The organism is Citrobacter freundii complex sp. 2024EL-00216, from assembly GCF_043945515.1.
GTDB classification, from domain to species: Bacteria; Pseudomonadota; Gammaproteobacteria; order Enterobacterales; family Enterobacteriaceae; genus Citrobacter; species Citrobacter portucalensis.
This window is the reverse complement of record NZ_JBIMRA010000021.1, coordinates 1-20,623: the sequence shown is the minus strand read 5'-3', so window position 1 is coordinate 20,623 and position 20,623 is coordinate 1. Positions and strand designations below refer to the sequence as shown.

Annotated in this window: 19 protein-coding genes; 11 read left to right on the top strand and 8 right to left on the bottom strand. The window is 51.3% G+C overall.

Annotated elements, in window-relative coordinates; genetic code table 11:
- Nucleotides 1–116 precede the first annotated feature (116 nt).
- Complete coding sequence (locus tag ACHHZ7_RS20535) at nucleotides 117–1,499, top strand: amino acid permease (protein ID WP_060682243.1); 1,383 nt, start codon at nucleotides 117–119, stop codon at nucleotides 1,497–1,499.
- 36 nt (nucleotides 1,500–1,535) lie between these two features.
- Nucleotides 1,536–2,258, top strand: a complete 723-nt coding sequence (gene folM, locus ACHHZ7_RS20530) for a dihydromonapterin reductase (RefSeq protein WP_020996413.1) — start codon at nucleotides 1,536–1,538, stop codon at nucleotides 2,256–2,258.
- Here the strand turns inward: folM and ACHHZ7_RS20525 are convergent.
- Complete coding sequence (locus tag ACHHZ7_RS20525) at nucleotides 2,255–2,590, bottom strand: GlpM family protein (protein WP_008784705.1); 336 nt, start codon at nucleotides 2,588–2,590, stop codon at nucleotides 2,255–2,257. The two genes, folM and ACHHZ7_RS20525, sit on opposite strands and share 4 nt — an antisense overlap.
- A gap of 117 nt (nucleotides 2,591–2,707) precedes the next feature.
- Between ACHHZ7_RS20525 and rstA the strand changes: the two genes are divergently transcribed.
- Nucleotides 2,708–3,451, top strand: a complete 744-nt coding sequence (gene rstA / locus ACHHZ7_RS20520; RefSeq protein WP_003832842.1) for a two-component system response regulator RstA — start codon at nucleotides 2,708–2,710, stop codon at nucleotides 3,449–3,451.
- 66 nt (nucleotides 3,452–3,517) lie between these two features.
- Here rstA and ACHHZ7_RS20515 read toward each other — a convergent pair whose 3' ends face one another.
- Together ACHHZ7_RS20515 and ACHHZ7_RS20510 are read right to left on the bottom strand one after the other, a co-directional pair.
- Nucleotides 3,518–4,546 carry a HoxN/HupN/NixA family nickel/cobalt transporter gene (locus ACHHZ7_RS20515; protein ID WP_060682244.1) on the bottom strand — a complete coding sequence of 343 codons (1,029 nt, stop codon included), beginning with the start codon at nucleotides 4,544–4,546 and terminating at the stop codon, nucleotides 3,518–3,520.
- A 120-nt stretch (nucleotides 4,547–4,666) separates the two neighbouring features.
- Nucleotides 4,667–5,509, bottom strand: coding sequence for an aminoglycoside phosphotransferase family protein (locus tag ACHHZ7_RS20510; RefSeq protein ID WP_071446489.1), 843 nt, complete (start codon nucleotides 5,507–5,509; stop codon nucleotides 4,667–4,669).
- A 188-nt stretch (nucleotides 5,510–5,697) separates the two neighbouring features.
- Between ACHHZ7_RS20510 and ACHHZ7_RS20505 the strand changes: the two genes are divergently transcribed.
- Nucleotides 5,698–6,489 (top strand): MBL fold metallo-hydrolase, encoded by a 792-nt coding sequence (locus ACHHZ7_RS20505; RefSeq protein WP_032943363.1) that lies wholly within the window; start codon nucleotides 5,698–5,700, stop codon nucleotides 6,487–6,489.
- A 13-nt stretch (nucleotides 6,490–6,502) separates the two neighbouring features.
- Here the strand turns inward: ACHHZ7_RS20505 and ACHHZ7_RS20500 are convergent, their stop codons facing one another.
- Nucleotides 6,503–6,859: a DUF1294 domain-containing protein gene (locus tag ACHHZ7_RS20500; RefSeq protein ID WP_057068958.1), complete on the bottom strand. Its 357-nt coding sequence runs from the start codon at nucleotides 6,857–6,859 to the stop codon at nucleotides 6,503–6,505.
- A gap of 234 nt (nucleotides 6,860–7,093) precedes the next feature.
- Between ACHHZ7_RS20500 and ACHHZ7_RS20495 the strand changes: the two genes are divergently transcribed.
- The 3 genes from ACHHZ7_RS20495 (at nucleotide 7,094) to tus (ending at nucleotide 10,147) form a co-directional block, all read left to right on the top strand.
- Entirely contained in the window at nucleotides 7,094–7,612 is a 519-nt protein-coding gene (locus tag ACHHZ7_RS20495) for a hypothetical protein (protein ID WP_079933994.1), read from the top strand.
- 230 nt (nucleotides 7,613–7,842) lie between these two features.
- Nucleotides 7,843–9,144: a two-component system sensor histidine kinase RstB gene (gene rstB / locus ACHHZ7_RS20490; protein WP_060682245.1), complete on the top strand. Its 1,302-nt coding sequence runs from the start codon at nucleotides 7,843–7,845 to the stop codon at nucleotides 9,142–9,144.
- A gap of 73 nt (nucleotides 9,145–9,217) precedes the next feature.
- A complete protein-coding gene (tus, locus tag ACHHZ7_RS20485; protein WP_048235429.1) occupies nucleotides 9,218–10,147 on the top strand; it encodes a DNA replication terminus site-binding protein in 930 nt (309 codons plus the stop codon).
- Here tus and fumC read toward each other — a convergent pair.
- Nucleotides 10,144–11,547 (bottom strand): class II fumarate hydratase, encoded by a 1,404-nt coding sequence (gene fumC, locus ACHHZ7_RS20480; RefSeq protein WP_032949237.1) that lies wholly within the window; start codon nucleotides 11,545–11,547, stop codon nucleotides 10,144–10,146. The two genes, tus and fumC, sit on opposite strands and share 4 nt — an antisense overlap.
- 141 nt (nucleotides 11,548–11,688) lie before the next feature.
- Nucleotides 11,689–13,335 (bottom strand): class I fumarate hydratase, encoded by a 1,647-nt coding sequence (gene fumB / locus ACHHZ7_RS20475; RefSeq protein WP_008784695.1) that lies wholly within the window; start codon nucleotides 13,333–13,335, stop codon nucleotides 11,689–11,691.
- Nucleotides 13,336–13,597: 262 nt separating this feature from the next.
- On the opposite strand from fumB, the gene manA reads away from it, so the two are divergent.
- Nucleotides 13,598–14,773 (top strand): mannose-6-phosphate isomerase, encoded by a 1,176-nt coding sequence (gene manA / locus ACHHZ7_RS20470; protein WP_060682246.1) that lies wholly within the window; start codon nucleotides 13,598–13,600, stop codon nucleotides 14,771–14,773.
- A gap of 106 nt (nucleotides 14,774–14,879) precedes the next feature.
- Nucleotides 14,880–16,388, top strand: a complete 1,509-nt coding sequence (locus tag ACHHZ7_RS20465) for a YdgA family protein (protein ID WP_060683731.1) — start codon at nucleotides 14,880–14,882, stop codon at nucleotides 16,386–16,388.
- Nucleotides 16,389–16,435: 47 nt separating this feature from the next.
- On the opposite strand, the gene ACHHZ7_RS20460 is transcribed toward ACHHZ7_RS20465, so the two are convergent.
- The gene (locus tag ACHHZ7_RS20460) at nucleotides 16,436–17,464 is read right to left on the bottom strand and encodes a Mal regulon transcriptional regulator MalI (protein ID WP_060682247.1); all 1,029 of its coding nucleotides are present in this window, start codon (nucleotides 17,462–17,464) and stop codon (nucleotides 16,436–16,438) included.
- Nucleotides 17,465–17,633: 169 nt separating this feature from the next.
- Between ACHHZ7_RS20460 and malX the strand changes: the two genes are divergently transcribed.
- Nucleotides 17,634–19,226, top strand: coding sequence for a maltose/glucose-specific PTS transporter subunit IIBC (gene malX, locus ACHHZ7_RS20455; RefSeq protein ID WP_048214257.1), 1,593 nt, complete (start codon nucleotides 17,634–17,636; stop codon nucleotides 19,224–19,226).
- 10 nt (nucleotides 19,227–19,236) lie between these two features.
- Complete coding sequence (locus ACHHZ7_RS20450) at nucleotides 19,237–20,409, top strand: MalY/PatB family protein (RefSeq protein WP_060682248.1); 1,173 nt, start codon at nucleotides 19,237–19,239, stop codon at nucleotides 20,407–20,409.
- Between the two features lie 104 nt (nucleotides 20,410–20,513).
- Here ACHHZ7_RS20450 and ACHHZ7_RS20445 read toward each other — a convergent pair.
- The coding region (locus ACHHZ7_RS20445; RefSeq protein WP_019725171.1) for an IS1 family transposase at nucleotides 20,514–20,623 on the bottom strand (110 nt) is incomplete at its 5' end.

Genomic DNA, 20,623 nt, shown 5'->3' with positions numbered 1-20,623 from the left:
CCATTGCATGCGTTCTCTTCTCTCCGTAAAATCCCGCGCCTTAGTGGCTTTCACCATTTTTATGCGGTTTGCCAAAATAATTATTCTCTCACTCTCGTTTTTGTAACTGGATACAAATGGAAAAGAAATTGGGTCTGAGCGCACTGACCGCGCTGGTTTTAAGCTCAATGCTCGGCGCTGGCGTTTTCAGTCTGCCACAAAATATGGCGGCAGTAGCCAGCCCGGCTGCATTACTGATTGGTTGGGCGATTACCGGTGCGGGTATTCTTTTGCTCGCCTTTGCCATGCTGATCCTGACGCGTATCCGTCCTGAACTGGACGGCGGTATCTTCACCTATGCACGTGAAGGTTTCGGCGAGTTGATTGGCTTCTGCTCTGCGTGGGGATACTGGCTGTGCGCTGTTATCGCTAACGTTTCGTATCTGGTCATCGTCTTCTCTGCGCTCAGTTTCTTTACCGACACACCGGAATTACGTCTGTTCGGCGACGGTAATACCTGGCAGTCGATTGTCGGCGCATCGGTACTGTTATGGATAGTCCATTTTCTGGTGTTGCGGGGAGTACAAACCGCGGCCAGCATTAACCTGGTCGCTACTCTGGCAAAACTACTGCCGCTAGGCCTCTTTATCGTGCTGGCGTTCATGCTGTTTAAGCTCGGCACCTTTACTCTCGATTTTACCGGCGTCGCGTTGGGCGTGCCTGTCTGGGAGCAGGTCAAAAACACCATGCTCATCACCCTGTGGGTTTTCATTGGTGTGGAAGGCGCGGTGGTGGTATCTGCCCGCGCCAGAAATAAACGCGATGTTGGTCGCGCCACGCTGTTAGCTGTACTCGCCGCACTGGGCGTTTACCTGTTAGTCACCCTGCTATCTCTCGGCGTTGTCGCGCGGCCAGAACTGGCAGAGATCCGCAATCCATCAATGGCCGGTCTGATGGTTAAAATGATGGGGCCATGGGGCGAAATTATTATTGCCGCGGGTCTGATTGTTTCCGTGTGCGGTGCCTATTTAAGCTGGACGATTATGGCGGCTGAAGTGCCGTTCCTCGCCTCCACGCACAAAGCGTTTCCGCGTATTTTTGCGCGACAGAATGCACAGGGTGCGCCATCGGCATCGCTGTGGCTAACCAACATCTGCGTACAAATCTGCCTTGTGCTAATCTGGCTCACAGGCTCCGACTACAATACGTTACTGACAATCGCCTCAGAGATGATTCTGGTGCCCTATTTGCTGGTCGGCGCATTTCTGTTAAAAATTGCCACCCGTCCGATTCATAAGGCTGTCGGTATCGGCGCGAGTATTTATGGCATATGGTTATTGTATGCGTCAGGTCCGATGCACCTACTGCTGTCTGTAGTGTTGTATGCGCCAGGGCTGTTGGTTTTCCTTTATGCCCGTAAAACGCACACGCATGAAAACGTATTAAAACGCCAGGAGATGGCGCTGATCGGCCTGTTGCTTGTTGCTGCTGTGCCGGCTACCTGGATGCTGATGGGATAACGTTATACCCATCGTTCGCGACATATGGAGATTACGATGGGTAAAAAAAACCCTTTGCCAATTCTTATCACCGGAGGTGGTCGTCGTATCGGCCTCGCCGTCGCATGGCACTTTCTGAACCAAAAACAGCCAGTTATCGTCAGCTACCGAACTCACTATCCTGCCATTGACGGCCTGCGAGAAGCGGGCGCGATTTGTATCCCGGCTGACTTTTCCACGGATGAAGGCGTACTGGCCTTTGCTGATGAGGTCAAAGCGCAGACGGATGGCTTGCGCGCCATTGTGCATAATGCCAGCGCCTGGGTCGCCGAAAAACCCGGCACACCGCTTAGCGAAGTACTGTCACGTATGATGCAGATCCACGTCAATACGCCATATCTGCTCAACCACGCGCTGGAAGGATTGCTACGCGGTCATGGGCACGCAGCCAGCGACATCATCCATTTCACGGATTATGTTGTGGAGCGTGGCAGCGACAAGCACATTGCTTATGCTGCCAGCAAAGCGGCGCTGGATAATATGACCCGCTCGTTCGCGCGCAAACTGGCACCGGAAGTGAAAGTGAACGCGATTGCCCCCTCACTTATCCTGTTTAACGAGGGCGACGATGCAGAGTATCGCCAGCAGGCACTAAACAAATCACTGATGAAAACCGCGCCTGGTGAAAAAGAGGTCATTGATTTAATTGACTACCTACTAACTAGTTGTTTTGTCACCGGGCGTAGTTTTGCCCTTGATGGCGGGCGTCATCTGCGTTAGTGCAGTTTGATCCAACAAAAGATCAGCAACCACGCGCTCAGGCTCCAGCACACTACTGCACCGCCGAGCGCGATGGGTAAGCGCATAAACCCAGTGAAATACCACAGTGAAACAAGGTAGACAAAATAGGGAATAATCGACCACATACTGAATACAATGGTTGTACGTAACGCCTCGATCCCACGCTCACTGGCCACGATGTAGTGGGCAATCAACGCAAACGTCGGGAACAGTGGAATTAATCCAGCAATATAGTAATTCTTTGTTTTCGCCAGCAAACCTATCAACACCACCACCAGCGCACCGAGCGCCGCTTTTATAACGAGTCCCATCACTCTGCCTTAACACATCAATAACATCAGCCTCTAGCATAACGGAAGCGTTCTTGTTTAGAAAAGATTAATGGAAGGAAAAACCGGGGCGGTGTATGTTGGCGTTTTATATTCAAAATGAATGATATGAACACCATCGTATTTGTTGAAGATGATCCCGAAGTTGGCTCACTGATTGCAGCCTATCTGGCCCGGCATGATATTGAGGTTATCCTTGAACCTCGTGGTGATTTGGCCGAGGAGAAAATCCTGCACGTTCAACCCGATCTGGTGTTATTAGATATCATGCTGCCGGGCAAAGACGGGATGACTATCTGCCGCGATCTACGCGGACGCTGGCAAGGCCCGATTGTTCTGCTCACCTCGCTGGACAGCGACATGAACCATATCCTGGCGCTGGAAATGGGCGCCTGTGACTACATCCTGAAGACAACGCCGCCAGCTGTGCTGCTGGCTCGCCTGCGCCTGCACCTGCGCCAGAATGAACACTCAGCACAGTCTAAAGGCATTCAAGCGGCAACCATCACACCGCACACAACGCTGCGCTTTGGCACACTCACTATCGATCCCACCAACCGCTCCGTGCTGCTCGGCGGCGAGCAAATCTCTCTTTCCACCGCTGATTTTGAATTACTGTGGGAGTTGGCAACCCATGCCGGGCAGATTATGGACCGTGATGCGTTGCTAAAAAACCTGCGTGGCGTAAGTTATGACGGCATGGATCGCAGCGTCGATGTCGCGATTTCCCGCTTACGCAAAAAACTGCTCGATAACGCGACTGAACCCTATCGAATCAAAACGGTACGCAACAAAGGTTATCTGTTCGCACCGCACGCCTGGGACGACGAGCCGCAGAAGTAATCCAACCGGGCCGGTCACTTTGATCGGCCCTCTTAATTACCTGGCGTTACACTGTCACATTGATAGCTAACTAAACGTCAGTCCGTCGTATTTTTTCCAACGGTAGTTTACGGCGGAGATAATCCAACAGCCGATAAAGACGCCAATAATCGCAAAACCGACATTCCCCATATGGTCACTCAAATTGCTGACGGTATCCCACAAACCACCCTGAAGCGAAAACGCGTCAGAGAGAAGTCCCAGCGCCTCCAGCCCGCCAATAAATAGCGCAACAATCACGGAAGTCCCGGTAATGGTCATATTGTAATAGAGCTTACGTTGCGGCTTATTGAACGCCCATCCGTAGGCCTCAACCATCAGAATACTGTCGAGACAATCAATTAACGCCATACCGCAGGTAAACAGCGCCGGGAATACGAGAATTGACCAAACTGACATGCCGCTGGACGCGCTTGAAGCAGAAATTCCCAGCAAAGAAATTTCAGTGGCGGTATCAAAACCCAGACCAAACAGAAAGCCGACAAAATACATATGCCAGTCTTTACCTACCAGCCGAAACGCTGAGCGGAAAAGCCAGTTCAGAGGGCCTGAAACTGTAATGTCTTCCGTGGTGCCATCGTAAGTACCGGTGCGTTTAAGATGGCGGAATGCCTTCCAGACCTGGCAGAAAATAATGAGATTGATGGTAGCCAGAATCAGCAAAAATACGGCAGAAACCGTAGTTCCTATCAGACCACCGACATTCTGAAACCATGCCATATGTTGCTTAAACACGCTGGTAGTTAACGCAATGCCAATGCTGGCTAGCACCACAATGGTAGAGTGTCCCAGAGAAAACCAGGCCCCCGTTGTCAGGGCACGTTTTTTCTGCTGCATGAGTTTACGCGTCGCGCTGTCTATCGCGGCGATATGATCGGCATCAACGGCATGGCGCAAACCATAGCACCACGCAATCAGACTCAGTGCCAATAAGGAAGTATTGTTGCTAAACGCGGTGAAAGCCCACAGCCACGCTACGATGTTTGCCCCGATGAGTAAGACCATCAACAAAAGAATATTCGGGCGTTTTTTTAATAATGAAAACAATGCGTTCATTGTTTCCGGCCTGTCAAATTTTCGCTCAACAACACACCACACCGCCGTTCATTGATTGATTAATACAACATTTACCAGGCTAATGATAACTCTTAAGAATTACTAACCCAGTGTCGTAGATCAAAATTGATTACCACCTGAAGCAAGTTCTGCCATCGCTAGCTCCGCAATATGCAGAGGTACCGTTGCGCTGTCACCCTCTTGCAGAAACCAGACGGACGACAACCCACACCAGGCAACAATCCACATCAGTAAACGCTGCCGTTCAATTCTGGCGATTTCAGACACAATGTTGACTCGTTGCGTGAATATTTCCGGCTCAATGGCGACAGGTCTGGTAGGTTCGGCAAGATCGGGGTTAGTAAAGATATTGGCATAATCAAAGCCACGCTCGCCCACCAGCCCTTTGGGATCGATAGCAAGCCATCCTTTCGTTCCGAAATCAAGAATATTGCCGTGGTGTAGATCGCCATGTAATACGACTTCATCATGGGGTGAAGATAGCAGTACGTTTGCCACCGCAGTACAACGCGTCAGGGTACCGCCATGCTTTTTCGCGGCTGGAGCCAGATCGCGAAACCAATGGTGCAGAGGTGTTAACGCAGGCGTAGACGCATTTCGGGAGAGATGGAGTCTACTGGCAGCATGGCAAATAATGCGACAGGCCTGCGCATCGTTGCCAGTCCAGGACATGTCCGCTAAAGACTCTGTCCCCGTCGCACGTTCCAGCAGAATCGCCCCTGCAGCATGAGCAAGTACTTTCGCTGCGCCATTTCCGTTCCACCAGACCATGAGTTCACAGCCGATCCGTTCACTGTCATCATCGGTGATCTTTAGTATGGCTTTCTGCCCGTCCTTGACCACCACCACAGGCAAAAGCTGCGATGTGTGCGTTTCAAACGGTTCACCATCTGGAGTGAGCCCCCAACGGTTAAGCCAGGTGTTGAACAGACGATTTTCCAAACAATATCCTCATTTTTCTCTGGAAGATGGTAATCAAAAGATCCGTGTCGGCATTATTCCTGTTTTCTTTTAGTTGAGCCACAACCCCCACTTCCATCATCACTGACTTATCGGGTAGAGCACTAACAGGCACATCCTTGTGTATCTGTGTGCCATGCTGACTGTGTTCGGTATATGAGGAGGACACGATGATCACGTTATGCAAAACCTGTGGAACATCCTATGAGGTAACTGGCGCCCATCCGGAACATTGCGATATCTGCCTGGATGAACGTCAATATGTCCCCACAAGCGGGCAGAAATGGATCGATTTTGACACCCTGTGTGCATCGCATACAAATAAGTGGAAGCAACACGACAGTACCCTCCTCAGCATCCGCACCGTTCCTGATTTTGCAATTGATCAGCGCGCGTTTCTTGTGCGTACCCCAGAAGGAAATATTCTGTGGGACTGCATTGCCACGCTCGACGATGCCACAAAAACACTAATAACGTCCCTTGGCGGCCTTAAGGCTATCGCGATTTCGCATCCTCATTACTACACCACCATGCAGGACTGGGCTGCGGAATTTAACGCGCCGATTTACCTTCATGCCAGCGACAGAAGGTGGGTAATGCGTGACAGCCCGTGGATTAGATTCTGGGATGGCGACACCATTGAGTTAACCCGTGACGTCACGATGATACGTCTCGGCGGGCACTTTGCTGGTGGCTGCGTCCTGCACTGGGCGCGTGACGAAGGCGTGGTGCTTTCTGGCGACATCGTTCAAGTTACACCAGGTGCCCATGCAGTCTCATTTATGTGGAGCTACCCCAATATGCTACCGTTGCCAGCCGCCACCGTCAGCGACATCATCCAACGCCTGAGAACAGTGAAATTTAAGCAACTTTACGGCGCATTTGAAGGTAAAGATATTACGCAAAATGCCGATGAAATTGTGCGCCGTTCAGGTGAAAAATATATTTCCTGCCTCAAATAAACCGGCAGTTTATTCACCAACCATGCTCAGGAAGGAAAAATGGATAGAACTTATAAATCATGCCCATCACAGAAACACTCACTATCACACTGATAATAAAGTAGGTTTTGAAAGGCTGCTTTTGTGTTTTATGGCGAAAGATTTGTTGACCCGCTATCGCGCCGCCCCACCCGCCCACAACGCCAAACACCAGCAATGTGGATTCCGGCACTCTGCGCCAGTCCTTGCGTGCCGCCATTTTGTCCACGCCGTATAACAGCAGCGTCAAAACGTTGGCGAGTAGAAACCATATAACAAGAGGATAAGCGGTGAAAATGCAGCCGACCGCTGCGAAAATGAGTAGCGAATAACAACAGCGATTGAGATTCATATTTTCAGTCACAGCACTTTTCAGGAAGTATCGGCACGCATTATACGCAAGGTCAGTCATCCCTGCCACGGGTGAGAATATCCCTTTTATTATTATGCCTATATCCCCAAAGATAGCGCAAATTCTCTGGTCTGCGGCGTACCTAACAATTCAAACAAGAGAGCCATTTTCATTATTCAAAACAAATGGTAATTTATTAAACCCAAATGGAGAAATTGTTCTGGAGTCACAAGGATGAGAAAATACTCATATCCATATTTGTTTTTTGTTACCGTCTCATCTCTCGGCGCAATATTTCTCTTTTACTGGTGGAAGGTAACGATTTACAGAGCGACATTTCTCTACCCGCTCACATCCAAATACCTCATGCTTATTTCTCTGGCAGTGTCATTGTTAATTACCTTATTTCTGGTAGGTAATGGGATAATGAAAAAAAGTCCCTTCCAAACCTATCTGAAATTATTTGGTGGCATCAGCATTGCCATGGTGCTGTTTTCAGTGATCATGGTTATGGCGATAACCTGGTTCATTCCGGGTGTCCCCTCGTCCTATACCGCCACATACGTCTATGCTACAGGAAGTTCTAAAAGTTGTTCGGGGGCTGATGTTGACGATCCGGATCTCGGGACTAACATCAGAATTTGCTATCCCGAAGGTAACTACGAATATAACAACACCATCTACGTTGAGAAACGAAGTAACCTTTTAGGTGCGGTCGTGACATACGCCAGAACAACCCCACCCCGATTTTGATTAACTTACAGCGTAGAAAGCAATGCGTGATCCAGCGAAAGGTCATTCCGCGCCCGTAGGAGCCATAAGAATGCAGAAAAGAGATATACAGTGTACTCTGCGTGGACAAGCACGCCGGATGGTGATCGGAGAACCTTTCTGAACCCACGCATCGGCGGATACCGCTGTGCCCACTTTTCCCCTGAGGGACACGTGCACTCGCTAACTTATTGAGCGTTCGGTGATTTTTTATGAAGAAACTGTTTGTGCAGTTTTACCTCCTGCTGTTTGTCTGCTTTTTGGTGATGACCCTGTTGGTCGGTCTGGTATACAAATTCACCGCAGAACGCGCAGGCAGACAGTCGCTCGACGATTTGATGAAAAGCTCGTTGTACCTGATGCGCAGTGAACTACGCGAAATCCCGCCACGCGACTGGGGTAAGACGCTGAAGGAGATGGATTTAAACCTCTCATTTGACCTGCGCGTTGAACCGCTGAATAAGTACACACTGGATGCCCCAACCATGCAGCGTTTGCGCGAAGGCGATATTGTGGCACTTGACGATCAATACACCTTCATTCAACGCATTCCTCGCAGCCATTATGTGCTGGCCGTCGGTCCGGTTCCCTACCTCTATTTTCTCCATCAAATGCGCTTGCTGGACATCGCGCTGATGGCGTTTATTGCTATCTCACTGGCCTTCCCGGTACTGATCTGGATGCGCCCACACTGGCAGGAAATGCTCAGACTCGAATCCGCCGCACAACGTTTTGGTGAAGGACATCTGAGTGAACGCCTTCATTTTGACAGCGGTTCCAGCTTTGAGCGCCTGGGCGTAGCGTTTAACCAAATGGCCGACAATATCAATGCGCTGATCGCCAGTAAAAAACAGCTCATCGATGGTATTGCCCATGAGCTTCGTACCCCGCTGGTACGTTTACGTTACCGGCTGGAAATGAGTGATAACCTCACCGAGCAGGAATCTCAGGCGCTGAATCGTGATATCGGCCAACTGGAAGCGTTGATCGAAGAGTTACTGACCTACGCCCGCCTGGATCGCCCGCAAAATGAACTGAAACTCAGCGTACCGGACCTGCCTGCTTGGTTGACAACCCATCTGGAGGATGTGCAAAGCGTAAATCCTGACCGTGCGGTGCAATTACGTCATCTCGAAACTGGCGACTACGGCGCGTTGGATATGCGCCTGATGGAGCGGGTCCTGGATAATTTGCTGAATAATGCCCTGCGCTATTGCCAGTCAACGGTGCAAGCCAGTCTGCTGCTGAACGGCAATCAAGCCACGCTGGTAGTGGAAGACGACGGTCCCGGTATTGCACCAGACGCTCGCGAACAGGTTTTTGAACCGTTTGTACGCCTTGACCCCAGCCGTGACCGGGCGACCGGGGGTTGTGGGCTTGGGTTAGCCATCGTCCACTCAATAGCGTTGGCTATGGGAGGGACGGTCGTCTGTGATGAAAGTGAACTTGGCGGCGCCCGGTTTACTTTCCGTTGGCCCGTCTGGCATAACATTCCTGAAATTTCGGCTGCCTGACCTATTCTGCTCGGTGGCCAGGCGGTGAATGTTGTGCTATAAAAAAGTATGTTGTAACTAAAATGGTAAATCTATGGCCCGTTACGATCTCGTTGACCGCCTGAACGGCACCTTTCGCCAGATGGAACAAGAACTGGCGCTTCTGAATGAAAACCTGTTGCAGCAGACGCTGCTGATTGCCCGCGTATTCTCGTTACCGGAAGTGGTCAAAGAGGCAGAGCATGCCCCTCTGCAGAGCATTGATGTTAAGCAGCATTTAGGCAAAGAGGCTGAAGCGCTGGCACTGCGCCATTACCGTCACCTGTTTATTCAGCAGCAGTCCGAAAACCGCAGCAGCAAAGCGGCCGTCCGCCTACCGGGTGTATTGTGCTACCAGGTTGATAATGCGGGGCAATGTGCTCTGGAAGAACAAATCCAGCGTATAAACCAGTTGAAAACCACCTTCGAGCGTATTGTTACAGTAGAATCAGGGCTGGCGCCGGCAGCACGTTTCGAATGGGTGCATCGCCACCTGCCGGGGCTGATTACACTGAATGCCTATCGCACGCTCACCGTTGTCAGAGATCCTGCCACCCTGCGATTCGGCTGGGCTAACAAGCACATTATTAAAAACCTGAAACGTGATGAAGTACTGCAGCAACTGGAAAAAAGCCTGACCTCACCGCGCAGCGTACATCCCTGGACACGTGAAGAATGGCAGGCGAAGCTTGAACGCGAATATCAGGATATCGCCGACTTACCGCAGCAGGCCCGCCTGAAAATTAAAAGGCCGGTAAAAGTGCAGCCTATTGCCCGCGTCTGGTACAAAGGAGAGCAAAAACAGGTGCAATATGCCTGCCCGACGCCACTAATTGCACTGCTTAATAACGACAACGGTATGACCGTACCGGATATCGGCGAGTTACTGAATTACGATGCCGATAACGTTCAACATCGTTTTAAACCTCAGGCGCAGCCGTTGAGATTGATTATTCCCCGGCTGCACCTGTACGTTGCGGATTAACTGCCTGGCCGCATGCTGCCAACCATCAGTTCCGGACGTACCCAGCTGTCGAACTCCGCTTCGGTTAGATATCCCAGCGCCAGAGCGGAGGCTTTTAGCGTCAGCCCTTCTTTATGCGCTTTTTTGGCAATTTCAGCCGCTTTATCGTAACCGATATGGGTGTTGAGCGCGGTCACCAGCATCAGCGACTCATTGAGCAGTTGATCTATTCGTTCACGGTTGGGCTCGATTCCCGTCGCGCAATGTTCATTGAAGCTTTCCATACCGTCCGCCAGCAGGCGTACCGACTGCAGGAAGTTATGGATGACCATCGGTCGATAGACGTTGAGCTCAAAGTTACCTGACGCCCCGCCCATATTGATGGCGACATCGTTACCCATCACCTGGCAGCACAACATGGTCAGCGCTTCACACTGGGTAGGATTGACTTTACCCGGCATGATCGAGCTGCCCGGTTCATTTTCCGGAATTGAAATTTCGCCAATCCCACAGCGCGGGCCAGATGCCAGCCAGCGTACATCGTTGGCGATTTTCATCAGCGACGCTGCCAGCCCTTTTAGCGCTCCGTGGGCATGAACCAGGGCATCGCAGGTGGCCAACGCTTCAAATTTATTCGGAGCGGTAACGAACGGCGCGCAGGTAATGACCCGCAGTTCATCCGCGACCCGGCGGGCGTATTCGGGATGAGTATTCAGTCCGGTACCTACCGCGGTTCCCCCCAACGCCAGTTCTGCCACATGCGGTAAACTGTTTTCAATGTGTCTGAGGTTATGTTCAAGCATTGCTACCCAGCCGGAAATCTCCTGACCAAGCGTAAGTGGAGTTGCATCTTGCAAATGTGTACGACCAATTTTAACGATATCGGCGAAAGCGTGGGACTTATCACTGAGCGTTTTGGTCAAAACATTTAATTGTGGGATCAAAGATTTACGCAGCGCCAGCAGTGCGGCAACGTGCATTGCGGTCGGGAAGACATCGTTCGAGCTTTGGCTTTTATTGACATCATCGTTGGGGTGTACTTTTCGCTCCATCCCCCGCACGCCGCCCAGCAATTCGCTGGCCCGGTTTGCCAGCACCTCGTTCATGTTCATATTGCTTTGCGTGCCTGAGCCGGTTTGCCAGATGGCCAGCGGAAACTCATCGCGGTGTTTATCTGCCAACACCTCATCTGCAGCCTGCATAATAGCCCTGGCTTTATCCTCCGCCAGCAGCCCCAGATCCTGGTTAACCTTTGCCGCGGCGCGTTTCGTCAGCGCCAGCGCATGGATCAGCGAGACCGGCATTTTCTCCGTAGAGATACGAAAATGCTCCAGCGAACGTTGGGTTTGCGCGCCCCAAAGCTTATCGGTAGGAACATCAATCGCCCCCATTGAATCATTCTCGCGGCGTACCGTTACCATTACCTGCTCCTTACATTAACAGTTGATTAGGTTATGTTTCGACATTGCCCATTTGCATTGGTCTTATGAGTATTAACGAGGATAAAGCTGTCGTTTGGTGGTTCGTGCGGTAAAAAAAACCGCCCCGAAGGGCGGCTGACGTTACTTAACGCAGCGTGCGCACTGCGACGTCTGAATTTGCTTGAAGAAATCGTTGCCTTTGTCATCTACCAGGATAAATGCCGGGAAATCTTCTACTTCAATTTTCCAGATGGCTTCCATCCCGAGTTCCGGGTATTCCACGCACTCCAGGCTCTTGATACTGCCCTGAGCCAGCACCGCGGCGGGGCCGCCAATACTGCCCAAATAGAAGCCGCCATGTTTATGGCAAGCATCGGTCACCTGCTGGCTGCGATTGCCTTTCGCCAGCATAATCATGCTCCCACCAGCGGCCTGAAGCTGGTCAACATACGAGTCCATACGTCCGGCAGTGGTTGGCCCCAGCGAACCAGAGGCATAGCCTTCCGGCGTTTTTGCCGGACCTGCGTAATAGATCGGGTGATCTTTAACATACTGCGGCAAACTTTCGCCGTTATCCAGACGTTCTTTCAGTTTCGCATGCGCAATATCACGGCCAACGATAATTGTACCGTTGAGCGACAGACGCGTGGAAACCGGATACTGGGAAAGCTGAGCCAGAATCTCTTTCATCGGACGATTGAGGTCAACGCGCACCGCTTCCCCCTCTCCCGCCTGGCGCAGTTCTTCCGGTATAAATTTCCCAGGATTATGCTCCAGTTTTTCGATCCAGATACCTTCGCGGTTGATCTTGGCTTTGATATTTCGATCGGCTGAGCAAGAAACGCCCATACCAACCGGACACGACGCGCCGTGACGCGGCAGGCGGATCACGCGGATATCATGCGCGAAGTACTTCCCACCAAACTGCGCGCCAAGCCCCAAATTCTGCGCCTCAATCAGCAGCTCTTTTTCCAGCTCTACATCGCGGAATGCCTGACCATGTTCGTTACCTTCTGTCGGCAGTTCGTCGTAGTATTTTGCAGAAGCCAGTTTGACCGTTTTCAGTGTGGCTTCTGCCGATGTTCCACCGATTACGAACGCGATGTGATACGGCGGACAAGCCGCAGTGCCCAACGTACGCATTTTCTCAACCAGGTAATCTTTTAATTTGCCCGGCGTTAGCAGCGCTTTGGTTTCCTGGTACAGATAGGTTTTGTTCGCCGAACCACCACCTTTGGCAATACACAGGAATTTGTATTCATCTCCGTCGACGGTATACAAATCGATTTGTGCTGGCAGGTTGGTACCGGTGTTCACCTCTTTATACATATCCAGCGCTGCGTTTTGTGAATAGCGCAGGTTGTCTTCGATGTAGGTGTTATAGACGCCTCGTGCCAGCGCCTCCTCATCGCCCCCACCGGTCCAGACACGCTGACCTTTTTTACCCACGATAATCGCAGTTCCGGTGTCCTGACAGGTCGGCAAAATGCCTTTTGCCGCGATGTCAGAGTTACGCAGGAATTGCAGGGCCACATATTTGTCGTTTTCGCTGGCCTCCGGGTCGCGCAGAATATCAGCTACCTGCTGTTGATGTGCGGGACGCAGCATAAACGACGCATCATGAAAGGCCTGACGAGCCAGCAGGGTTAAGGCTTGCGGTGCAACTTTAACAATCTCCTGCCCTTCAAATTCGGCAACAGAGACATAGTCGCTGGTCAGCAGATAGTATTCGGTATCATCCTTTTTGAGGGGGAAAGGATGCTGATAATGAAAGGGTTTGTTTGACATTGTGCTCTCACTTACTGCTCGGTCTGGTTATTCTCTGGGCAGATGTTCCATTGCCCTGCTTCCCTGCCGCAGATCCGGTTGTAGAAGGAAGAGCTTTCTGCAACCGGAATTACTCAGGGTATTAAAAGCGAGTCACCATATCCTACACATTTTTTTAACAAAAACTGAGACAAGTACGACTTTTTACATGTGCAGGTTACTTCCCTCAGGGTTTCTTGGTTTAATAGCCGTAGAAAATTCAACATTGAAACAGGGCTTGATAATGCAAAAACTCATCAACTCAGTGCAGAACTACGCCTGGGGAAGTAAAACGGCGTTAACGGAACTCTATGGCATTGCCAACCCCACTCAGCAACCGATGGCTGAGTTGTGGATGGGCGCGCATCCGAAAAGCAGTTCGCAGATTCTGGGCGCTGACGGTCAGACGGTTGCTCTGCGCGACGTTATCGAGCACGATAAATCCGCACTGCTAGGCGAAGCCGTAGCGCAACGTTTTGGTGAACTGCCCTTCCTGTTTAAAGTACTCTGCGCTGCTCAACCACTTTCGATTCAGGTTCATCCTAACAAGCACAATTCTGAAATTGGATTTGCCAAAGAAAACGCCGCGGGGATCCCGATGGATGCCGCCGAGCGCAACTACAAAGATCCTAACCACAAACCAGAACTGGTATTTGCTTTGACGCCTTTCCTGGCGATGAACGCATTCCGCGAGTTCTCTGACATTGTTGCATTGTTACAACCCGTTTCCGCCGCACATCCGGCTATTGCACATTTCCTGGAAGAACCGAGTGCGGAACGTCTGAGCTATCTTTTCGCCAGCTTGCTGAATATGCAGGATGAGGAGAAATCCCATGCGTTGGCGATCCTGAAATCAGCGCTGAACAGCCAGCAGGGTGAACCCTGGCAAACCATCCGTCTGATCGCTGACGTCTACCCGAACGACAGTGGGCTTTTCTCCCCGCTGCTGCTCAATGTGGTGAAACTCAATCCAGGCGAGGCTATGTTCTTATTTGCCGAAACCCCGCACGCTTACCTGCAAGGTGTGGCGCTTGAGGTGATGGCTAACTCGGACAACGTGCTGCGTGCCGGACTGACGCCAAAATATATTGATATCCCGGAACTGGTCGCCAACGTGAAGTTTGTCGCCAAGCCAGCAAACCAGTTACTGACCACGCCGGTTGAATCTGATGGTGAACTGGACTTCCCGATCCCGGTTGACGATTTTGCGTTCTCCCTGCATGAGCTTACTACCAGTGGCGCAGATATCAGCCAGCAAAGTGCGGCTATTTTGTTCTGCATAGAGGGTGAAGCCGTGCTGAGCAAAGGCGAGCAACGTCTGGTTCTGCGACCGGGTGAATCGGCCTTTATTGGTGCGAATGAATCGCCGGTTAACATCAGTGGCGCAGGTCGTTTAGCCCGGGTTTATAACAAGCTATAGCAAGATACTGATATTTTTAACAACTCTTGCTAAGCTGTAGTGAGTTAAAGACATGTCACTCCTCCAGGCGTCTTCAAACGCCTGGTTTTATTTTATGGATATCGAAATGAAAAAATCGCTGGTAGCTGCGGGTGTGGTGGTTGCGCTGGGTATCGTCTGGACGGGCGGCGCCTGGTACACAGGTAAGAAACTTGAAACGCATCTCGCCGAGATGGTGACACAGGCAAACGATCAGTTAAAACGTTTCTCCCCTGAGGCGGGCATTGAACTGAGTTATCAAAACTACCAGCGCGGGGTGTTCAATAGCCAACTGCAATTGGTGGTGAAACCAATCGCCGGGCAGGCAGATTCCTGGCTAAAACCGGGGCAAAGTATCGTCCTGAATGAAACCGTCGATCACGGTCCATTCCCGCTGGCTCAGTTGAAATCACTGAATCTGGTCCCGGCTATGGCCTCCGTGAAAACGACGCTGGTCAATAACGACGTTACCAAACCGCTGTTTGATATTGCTAAAGGTGAGTCGCCATTTGTCATTAACTCCCGTATCAGCTACAGCGGCGATACCCGTTCCGATCTCTCCCTCAAACCACTGAACTATGAGAAAGGCGACGAAAAAGTAGCCTTCAGCGGCGGGGAATTCCAGTTTACAGCAGACAAAGAAGGTAATGCTGTCTCGCTGACAGGCAATGCGCAAAGCGGCGTGGTCAATGCGGTCAACGAGTATGACCAGAAAGTACAAATGACTTTCAATAACCTGAAAACTGAGGGTTCCAGCAGTATTGCCAGCTTTGGTGAGCGCATCGGCGACCAAAAATTGTCACTCGATAAACTGTCGATTTCCGTCGAAGGTAAAGAGTTGGCGGTACTGGAAGGCATGGGTATTGATGGCAAATCCGATCTGATCAACGAGGGTAAAACTGTCAACAGCCAGCTGGATTACACGCTGAACAGCCTGAAATTGCAGGGTCAGGATATGGGTAGCGGTAAACTGACGCTGAAAGTTGGCCAGATTGACGGTGAAGCATTACACCAGTTCAGTCAGCAGTATAGCGCCCAAACCAAGGCGCTGATGGCGCAGATTGATGTGGTACAAAATCCTGAGCTTTATCAGCAAAAAGTCACTGAAGCCTTCTTCAATGCGCTGCCGATTCTGATGAAAGGCGAGCCGGTTATCACCATTGCCCCGCTGAGCTGGAAAAATGCAAAAGGTGAAACTGCATTTAATCTGTCACTGCTGCTAAAAGATCCGACAGCAAATACTGAGGAACCACAAACGCTGGCTCAGGAAGTGGATCGTTCGGTCAAATCACTGGATGCTAAGCTGACGATTCCGGTTGATATGGCGACTGAGTTCATGACGCAGATTGCCAAAATTGAAGGCTATCAGCAGGAACAAGCGGCCGATCTGGCGAAACAACAGGTGAATGGCCTGGCGGCAATGGGTCAGATGTTCCGTATTACAACGATGCAGGACAACGTCATCGGCTCCAGCCTGCAATACGCAAACGGCCAGGTTACCTTAAACGGACAAAAAATGTCGCTGGATGAGTTTGTTGGCATGTTCGGTATGCCTTCTCTCGGCGAACCGGATGCCCCGGCTATTCCGCAACAGTAAATACGCGTGACAACAGGCCCGATAACCGTGTGTTTATCGGGCCTTTTTTATTTTGCCACCACCAGACGGGCGGAAAGCGTTAAGTTACGCGAATGACCATCATCGTGCCCAATGCGCTGTAGCATGCGCTCAGCAAGGGTATATCCCATTTCACGCGCGGGCGTACAGGCCCAAATAATGGGGATATCGTCCAGTGCATTTTCCGCTACATCGGCAAATCCAGCTAACGAGATCTGCTGTTCGAAGTAGCGGTCTACGCCAATTTCACCACTCTGACGCCCTGCTCTCATCAGGCCAAACCAGGCGCCAACGGCTATGGTTTCGTTGTAGCACACCACTGCGCTGATCGTTGGGTTACGACGTAATAGCGCGGTCACCTCCTCTGCGGCCTGCTTTTGGCTGGATGAGCACTCCAGCACCCAGTCGCTATGAAACGGTAAACCATACTTTAGCAACGTCGTACAATAGCCGCCGACACGCTCTGCACGGGTCAATGAAGAACTCTGTCCCCCCAACCACGCGATGCGCTGATGTCCATGGCGTATCAGATGTTCAACCAGCAATTGCGCTGCCTGCATGTTGTCAGGCCTGACGGTGTCGACGTCATCCAGGTAGCTGGCCCGAGACGCAAACACTACCGGAATCCCCTTATCGGCGGCCAGTTGTTGTAGGTCGTCGCTACTGCCGGCAGGCCCGGCGATCACCACACCATCAACCCCTTGATTAAGCAGCATAGCGAAACGCTGCGCCAGCTGTTCGCCATCTCTGCCACCATGTAATAAAAAGACCATGCGCCCCTGCGCTTCTAAAGCTTCCGTCAGACCCGCCGTCAACTCGGCGTAAAACGGGGTGGAGAGGTCGCGCACGATCAAACCAATTACCCCGCTCTGCCCGCCACGCAGCGCTGATGCCTGGCGATTACGCACAAACCCCAGTTGCTCAATAGCGGCATTCACCCGTTCGCCGGTCGCGGATGAAATACGGCCTTTTCCACTGAGCACCAATGAGACGGTACTAACCGAAACGCCCGCGGCCAGCGCAACATCATGGATGGTTATTTTTTTGGCTATAGCCATAAAAACGGAAAACTCCCTGATAACGTGACGGATAAAACGTTTTATCAATCACATATATTTATACGCCCTATTATCGTTCGATAATGTGATTTATACCGCACTAAAATTAGGTAAAACGTTTTATCTTCTCGCCATCATTAGTCAGCTAGCTTTTACGAGGAGTCGTTTGATGACGACGAGAACCACACCAAAAATTACGTTATGGGAATTTTTCCAGCAGTTGGGCAAAACCTTTATGCTGCCCGTGGCTCTGCTCTCATTCTGCGGGATCATGTTAGGGATCGGCAGCTCGTTAAGTAGTCATGATGTCTTAACGCTGATTCCGGCATTGGGTAATCCGGTACTGCAGGCTATTTTTACCTGGATGAGCAAAGTAGGCTCATTTGCGTTTAGCTTCTTACCGGTGATGTTCTGTATTGCCATACCTCTCGGCCTGGCCCGCGAGAACAAAGGCGTAGCGGCATTTGCCGGTTTTGTTGGTTATGCGGTGATGAACCTTGCCGTCAACTTCTGGTTAACCGCGAAAGGTATCTTGCCTACCACCGATGCCGCGATCCTGAAGGCCAACAACGTGCAGAATATCCTGGGGATCCAGTCGATCGACACCGGGATCCTCGGCGCTGTTATTGCCGGGATCATCGTCTGGATGCTGCATGAACGTTTCCACAACATTCGCCTGCCGGATGCACTGGCGTTCTTCGGCGGTACCCGCTTTGTACCAATTATCTCTTCGGTGGTGATGGGACTGGTCGGCCTGGTCATTCCCCTGGTTTGGCCGGTTTTCGCCATGGGCATTAACGGGCTCGGCCACATCATCAACAGCGCGGGCGAATTTGGTCCAATGCTGTTTGGTACCGGTGAACGTCTGCTGCTGCCGTTTGGTCTGCATCATATTCTGGTGGCGCTCATTCGCTTCACCGAAGCTGGCGGCACGCAGGAAGTCTGCGGTCACAGCGTGAGCGGCGCACTGACTATTTTCCAGGCTCAACTGAGCTGCCCGACAACACAAGGTTTCTCTGAAAGCGCAACCCGCTTCCTGTCGCAGGGTAAAATGCCGGCGTTCCTCGGGGGTTTGCCGGGGGCAGCGCTCGCTATGTACCACTGTGCTCGCCCTGAAAATCGTCATAAAATTAAAGGGCTGTTAATTTCTGGTCTCATTGCCTGCGTGATCGGCGGTACAACCGAACCACTCGAGTTCTTATTCCTGTTCGTTGCCCCTGTTTTGTATGTAATCCACGCCCTGCTGACCGGTCTTGGTTTCACCGTGATGGCTGTGTTAGGTGTCACCATCGGTAACACGGACGGTAACCTGATTGACTTTGTGGTATTCGGCATTCTGCACGGACTCTCTACCAAGTGGTATCTGGTCCCTGTCGTAGCTGCGATCTGGTTCGCGGTGTACTACGTGATCTTCCGTTTCGCCATCACACGCTTCAATCTGAAGACCCCGGGTCGGGACGTCGAAATTGCCAGCAATATCGAAAAAGTCATGGCGGGAGCACCGGGTAAATCCGGTTACAACGTCCCTGCCATTCTGGCGGCGCTGGGCGGTGCGGAAAACATTGTCAGCCTTGATAACTGCATTACCCGTCTGCGCTTGTCAGTGAAGGATATGTCGCTTGTGAACGTACAGGCACTGAAGGACAATCGCGCCATTGGCGTAGTGCAACTCAATCAGCATAATCTTCAGGTTGTTATTGGTCCGCAGGTCCAGTCAGTGAAAGACGAGATCGCAGTTCTGATGCACACCGTACAGGCTTAAGGACAACAATATGTTTGATTTTTCAAAGGTTGTGGACAGGCATGGTACCTGGTGTACCCAGTGGGATTACGTTGCCGACCGTTTTGGTTCAGCCGACCTGCTGCCGTTCACCATCTCCGATATGGATTTTGCCACCGCCCCCTGCATTCTGGAGGCGCTGGCTCAGCGCCTGTCACATGGCGTGTTGGGTTACAGTCGCTGGAAAAATGATGAATTTCTGGCGGCGATTAGCCACTGGTTTCTATCGCGTCATAATACCCAAATCGATCCTCAGTCGCTGGTTTATGGCCCCTCGGTCATCTATATGGTATCGGAGCTGATCCGCCAATGGTCTTCTGCGGGTGATGCGGTGGTTATTCATACGCCGGCTTACGACGCGTTTTACAAAGCGATTGAAGGTAATCAGCGTCAGGTATGCGCTGTCGGACTTGAAAAACGCGCTGACGGTTGGTTTTGCGACATGGTTGCACTAGAAAAAGCGCTGTCCCGGCCTGAAAGCAAAATTCTCCTGCTTTGCAGCCCGCACAACCCAACCGGTAAGGTATGGACGCGCGATGAACTGGAAACCATGGCGGAACTGTGTCAGCGCCACGGTGTAAAAGTCATTTCTGATGAGATCCATATGGATATGGTATGGGCAGACCAGCCGCACATCCCGTGGAGTAACGTCGCACGCGACAGTTGGGCGCTGTTCACCTCCGGTTCAAAGAGCTTCAATATTCCGGCATTAACCGGGGCTTACGGGATTATTGAGGATGAGCAAAGTCGCAACGATTACCTCAGTGCGTTAAAGGGTCGGGATGGTCTTTCCTCACCTGCAGTGCTCGCGCTTAGCGCACATATCGCAGCCTACCAACAGGGCGCTAGCTGGCTTGATGCGCTGCGGGATTATCTTGCCAGTAACCTGCATTACATCGCGCACGAACTGAATGACGCATTCCCCGAACTGAACTGGCAGGTTCCGCAATCCACCTATCTGGCATGGATTGACTTGCGTCCACTCAACCTTGATGACCACGCACTGCAGGAAGCACTCATCCATCAGCAGAAAGTCGCCATCATGCCCGGATACACATACGGAGAAGAAGGACGCGGTTTTGTGCGCCTCAATGCCGGATGTCCACGTTCCAAACTTGAAAAAGGCGTTCAGGGGTTGATTAACGCCATCCGCACAATACGTTAAATAGTCTTGCGCAATGAAGAACTCATTGCGCAACTCCTTATATAAAAAAACAAATCTGTTTTTTATCGTTTTTTTAAATACCAATTCCTGGTAATGACTCCAACTTATTGATAGTGTTTTATGTTCAGATAATGCCCGATGACTTTGTCATGCAGCTCCACCGATTTTGAGAACGACAGCGACTTCCGTCCCAGCCGTGCCAGGTGCTGCCTCA

Excerpts from the sequence above, each read along its gene's own strand:
- ACHHZ7_RS20535 (WP_060682243.1), top strand. The coding sequence starts at position 117 with ATGGAAAAGAAATTGGGTCTGAGCGCACTGACCGCGCTGGTTTTAAGC.
- folM (WP_020996413.1), top strand. The coding sequence starts at position 1,536 with ATGGGTAAAAAAAACCCTTTGCCAATTCTTATCACCGGAGGTGGTCGT.
- ACHHZ7_RS20525 (WP_008784705.1), bottom strand. The coding sequence starts at position 2,590 with ATGGGACTCGTTATAAAAGCGGCGCTCGGTGCGCTGGTGGTGGTGTTG.
- rstA (WP_003832842.1), top strand. The coding sequence starts at position 2,708 with ATGAATGATATGAACACCATCGTATTTGTTGAAGATGATCCCGAAGTT.
- ACHHZ7_RS20515 (WP_060682244.1), bottom strand. The coding sequence starts at position 4,546 with ATGAACGCATTGTTTTCATTATTAAAAAAACGCCCGAATATTCTTTTG.
- ACHHZ7_RS20505 (WP_032943363.1), top strand. The coding sequence starts at position 5,698 with ATGATCACGTTATGCAAAACCTGTGGAACATCCTATGAGGTAACTGGC.
- ACHHZ7_RS20500 (WP_057068958.1), bottom strand. The coding sequence starts at position 6,859 with ATGAATCTCAATCGCTGTTGTTATTCGCTACTCATTTTCGCAGCGGTC.
- ACHHZ7_RS20495 (WP_079933994.1), top strand. The coding sequence starts at position 7,094 with ATGAGAAAATACTCATATCCATATTTGTTTTTTGTTACCGTCTCATCT.
- rstB (WP_060682245.1), top strand. The coding sequence starts at position 7,843 with ATGAAGAAACTGTTTGTGCAGTTTTACCTCCTGCTGTTTGTCTGCTTT.
- tus (WP_048235429.1), top strand. The coding sequence starts at position 9,218 with ATGGCCCGTTACGATCTCGTTGACCGCCTGAACGGCACCTTTCGCCAG.
- fumC (WP_032949237.1), bottom strand. The coding sequence starts at position 11,547 with ATGGTAACGGTACGCCGCGAGAATGATTCAATGGGGGCGATTGATGTT.
- fumB (WP_008784695.1), bottom strand. The coding sequence starts at position 13,335 with ATGTCAAACAAACCCTTTCATTATCAGCATCCTTTCCCCCTCAAAAAG.
- manA (WP_060682246.1), top strand. The coding sequence starts at position 13,598 with ATGCAAAAACTCATCAACTCAGTGCAGAACTACGCCTGGGGAAGTAAA.
- ACHHZ7_RS20465 (WP_060683731.1), top strand. The coding sequence starts at position 14,880 with ATGAAAAAATCGCTGGTAGCTGCGGGTGTGGTGGTTGCGCTGGGTATC.
- ACHHZ7_RS20460 (WP_060682247.1), bottom strand. The coding sequence starts at position 17,464 with ATGGCTATAGCCAAAAAAATAACCATCCATGATGTTGCGCTGGCCGCG.
- malX (WP_048214257.1), top strand. The coding sequence starts at position 17,634 with ATGACGACGAGAACCACACCAAAAATTACGTTATGGGAATTTTTCCAG.
- ACHHZ7_RS20450 (WP_060682248.1), top strand. The coding sequence starts at position 19,237 with ATGTTTGATTTTTCAAAGGTTGTGGACAGGCATGGTACCTGGTGTACC.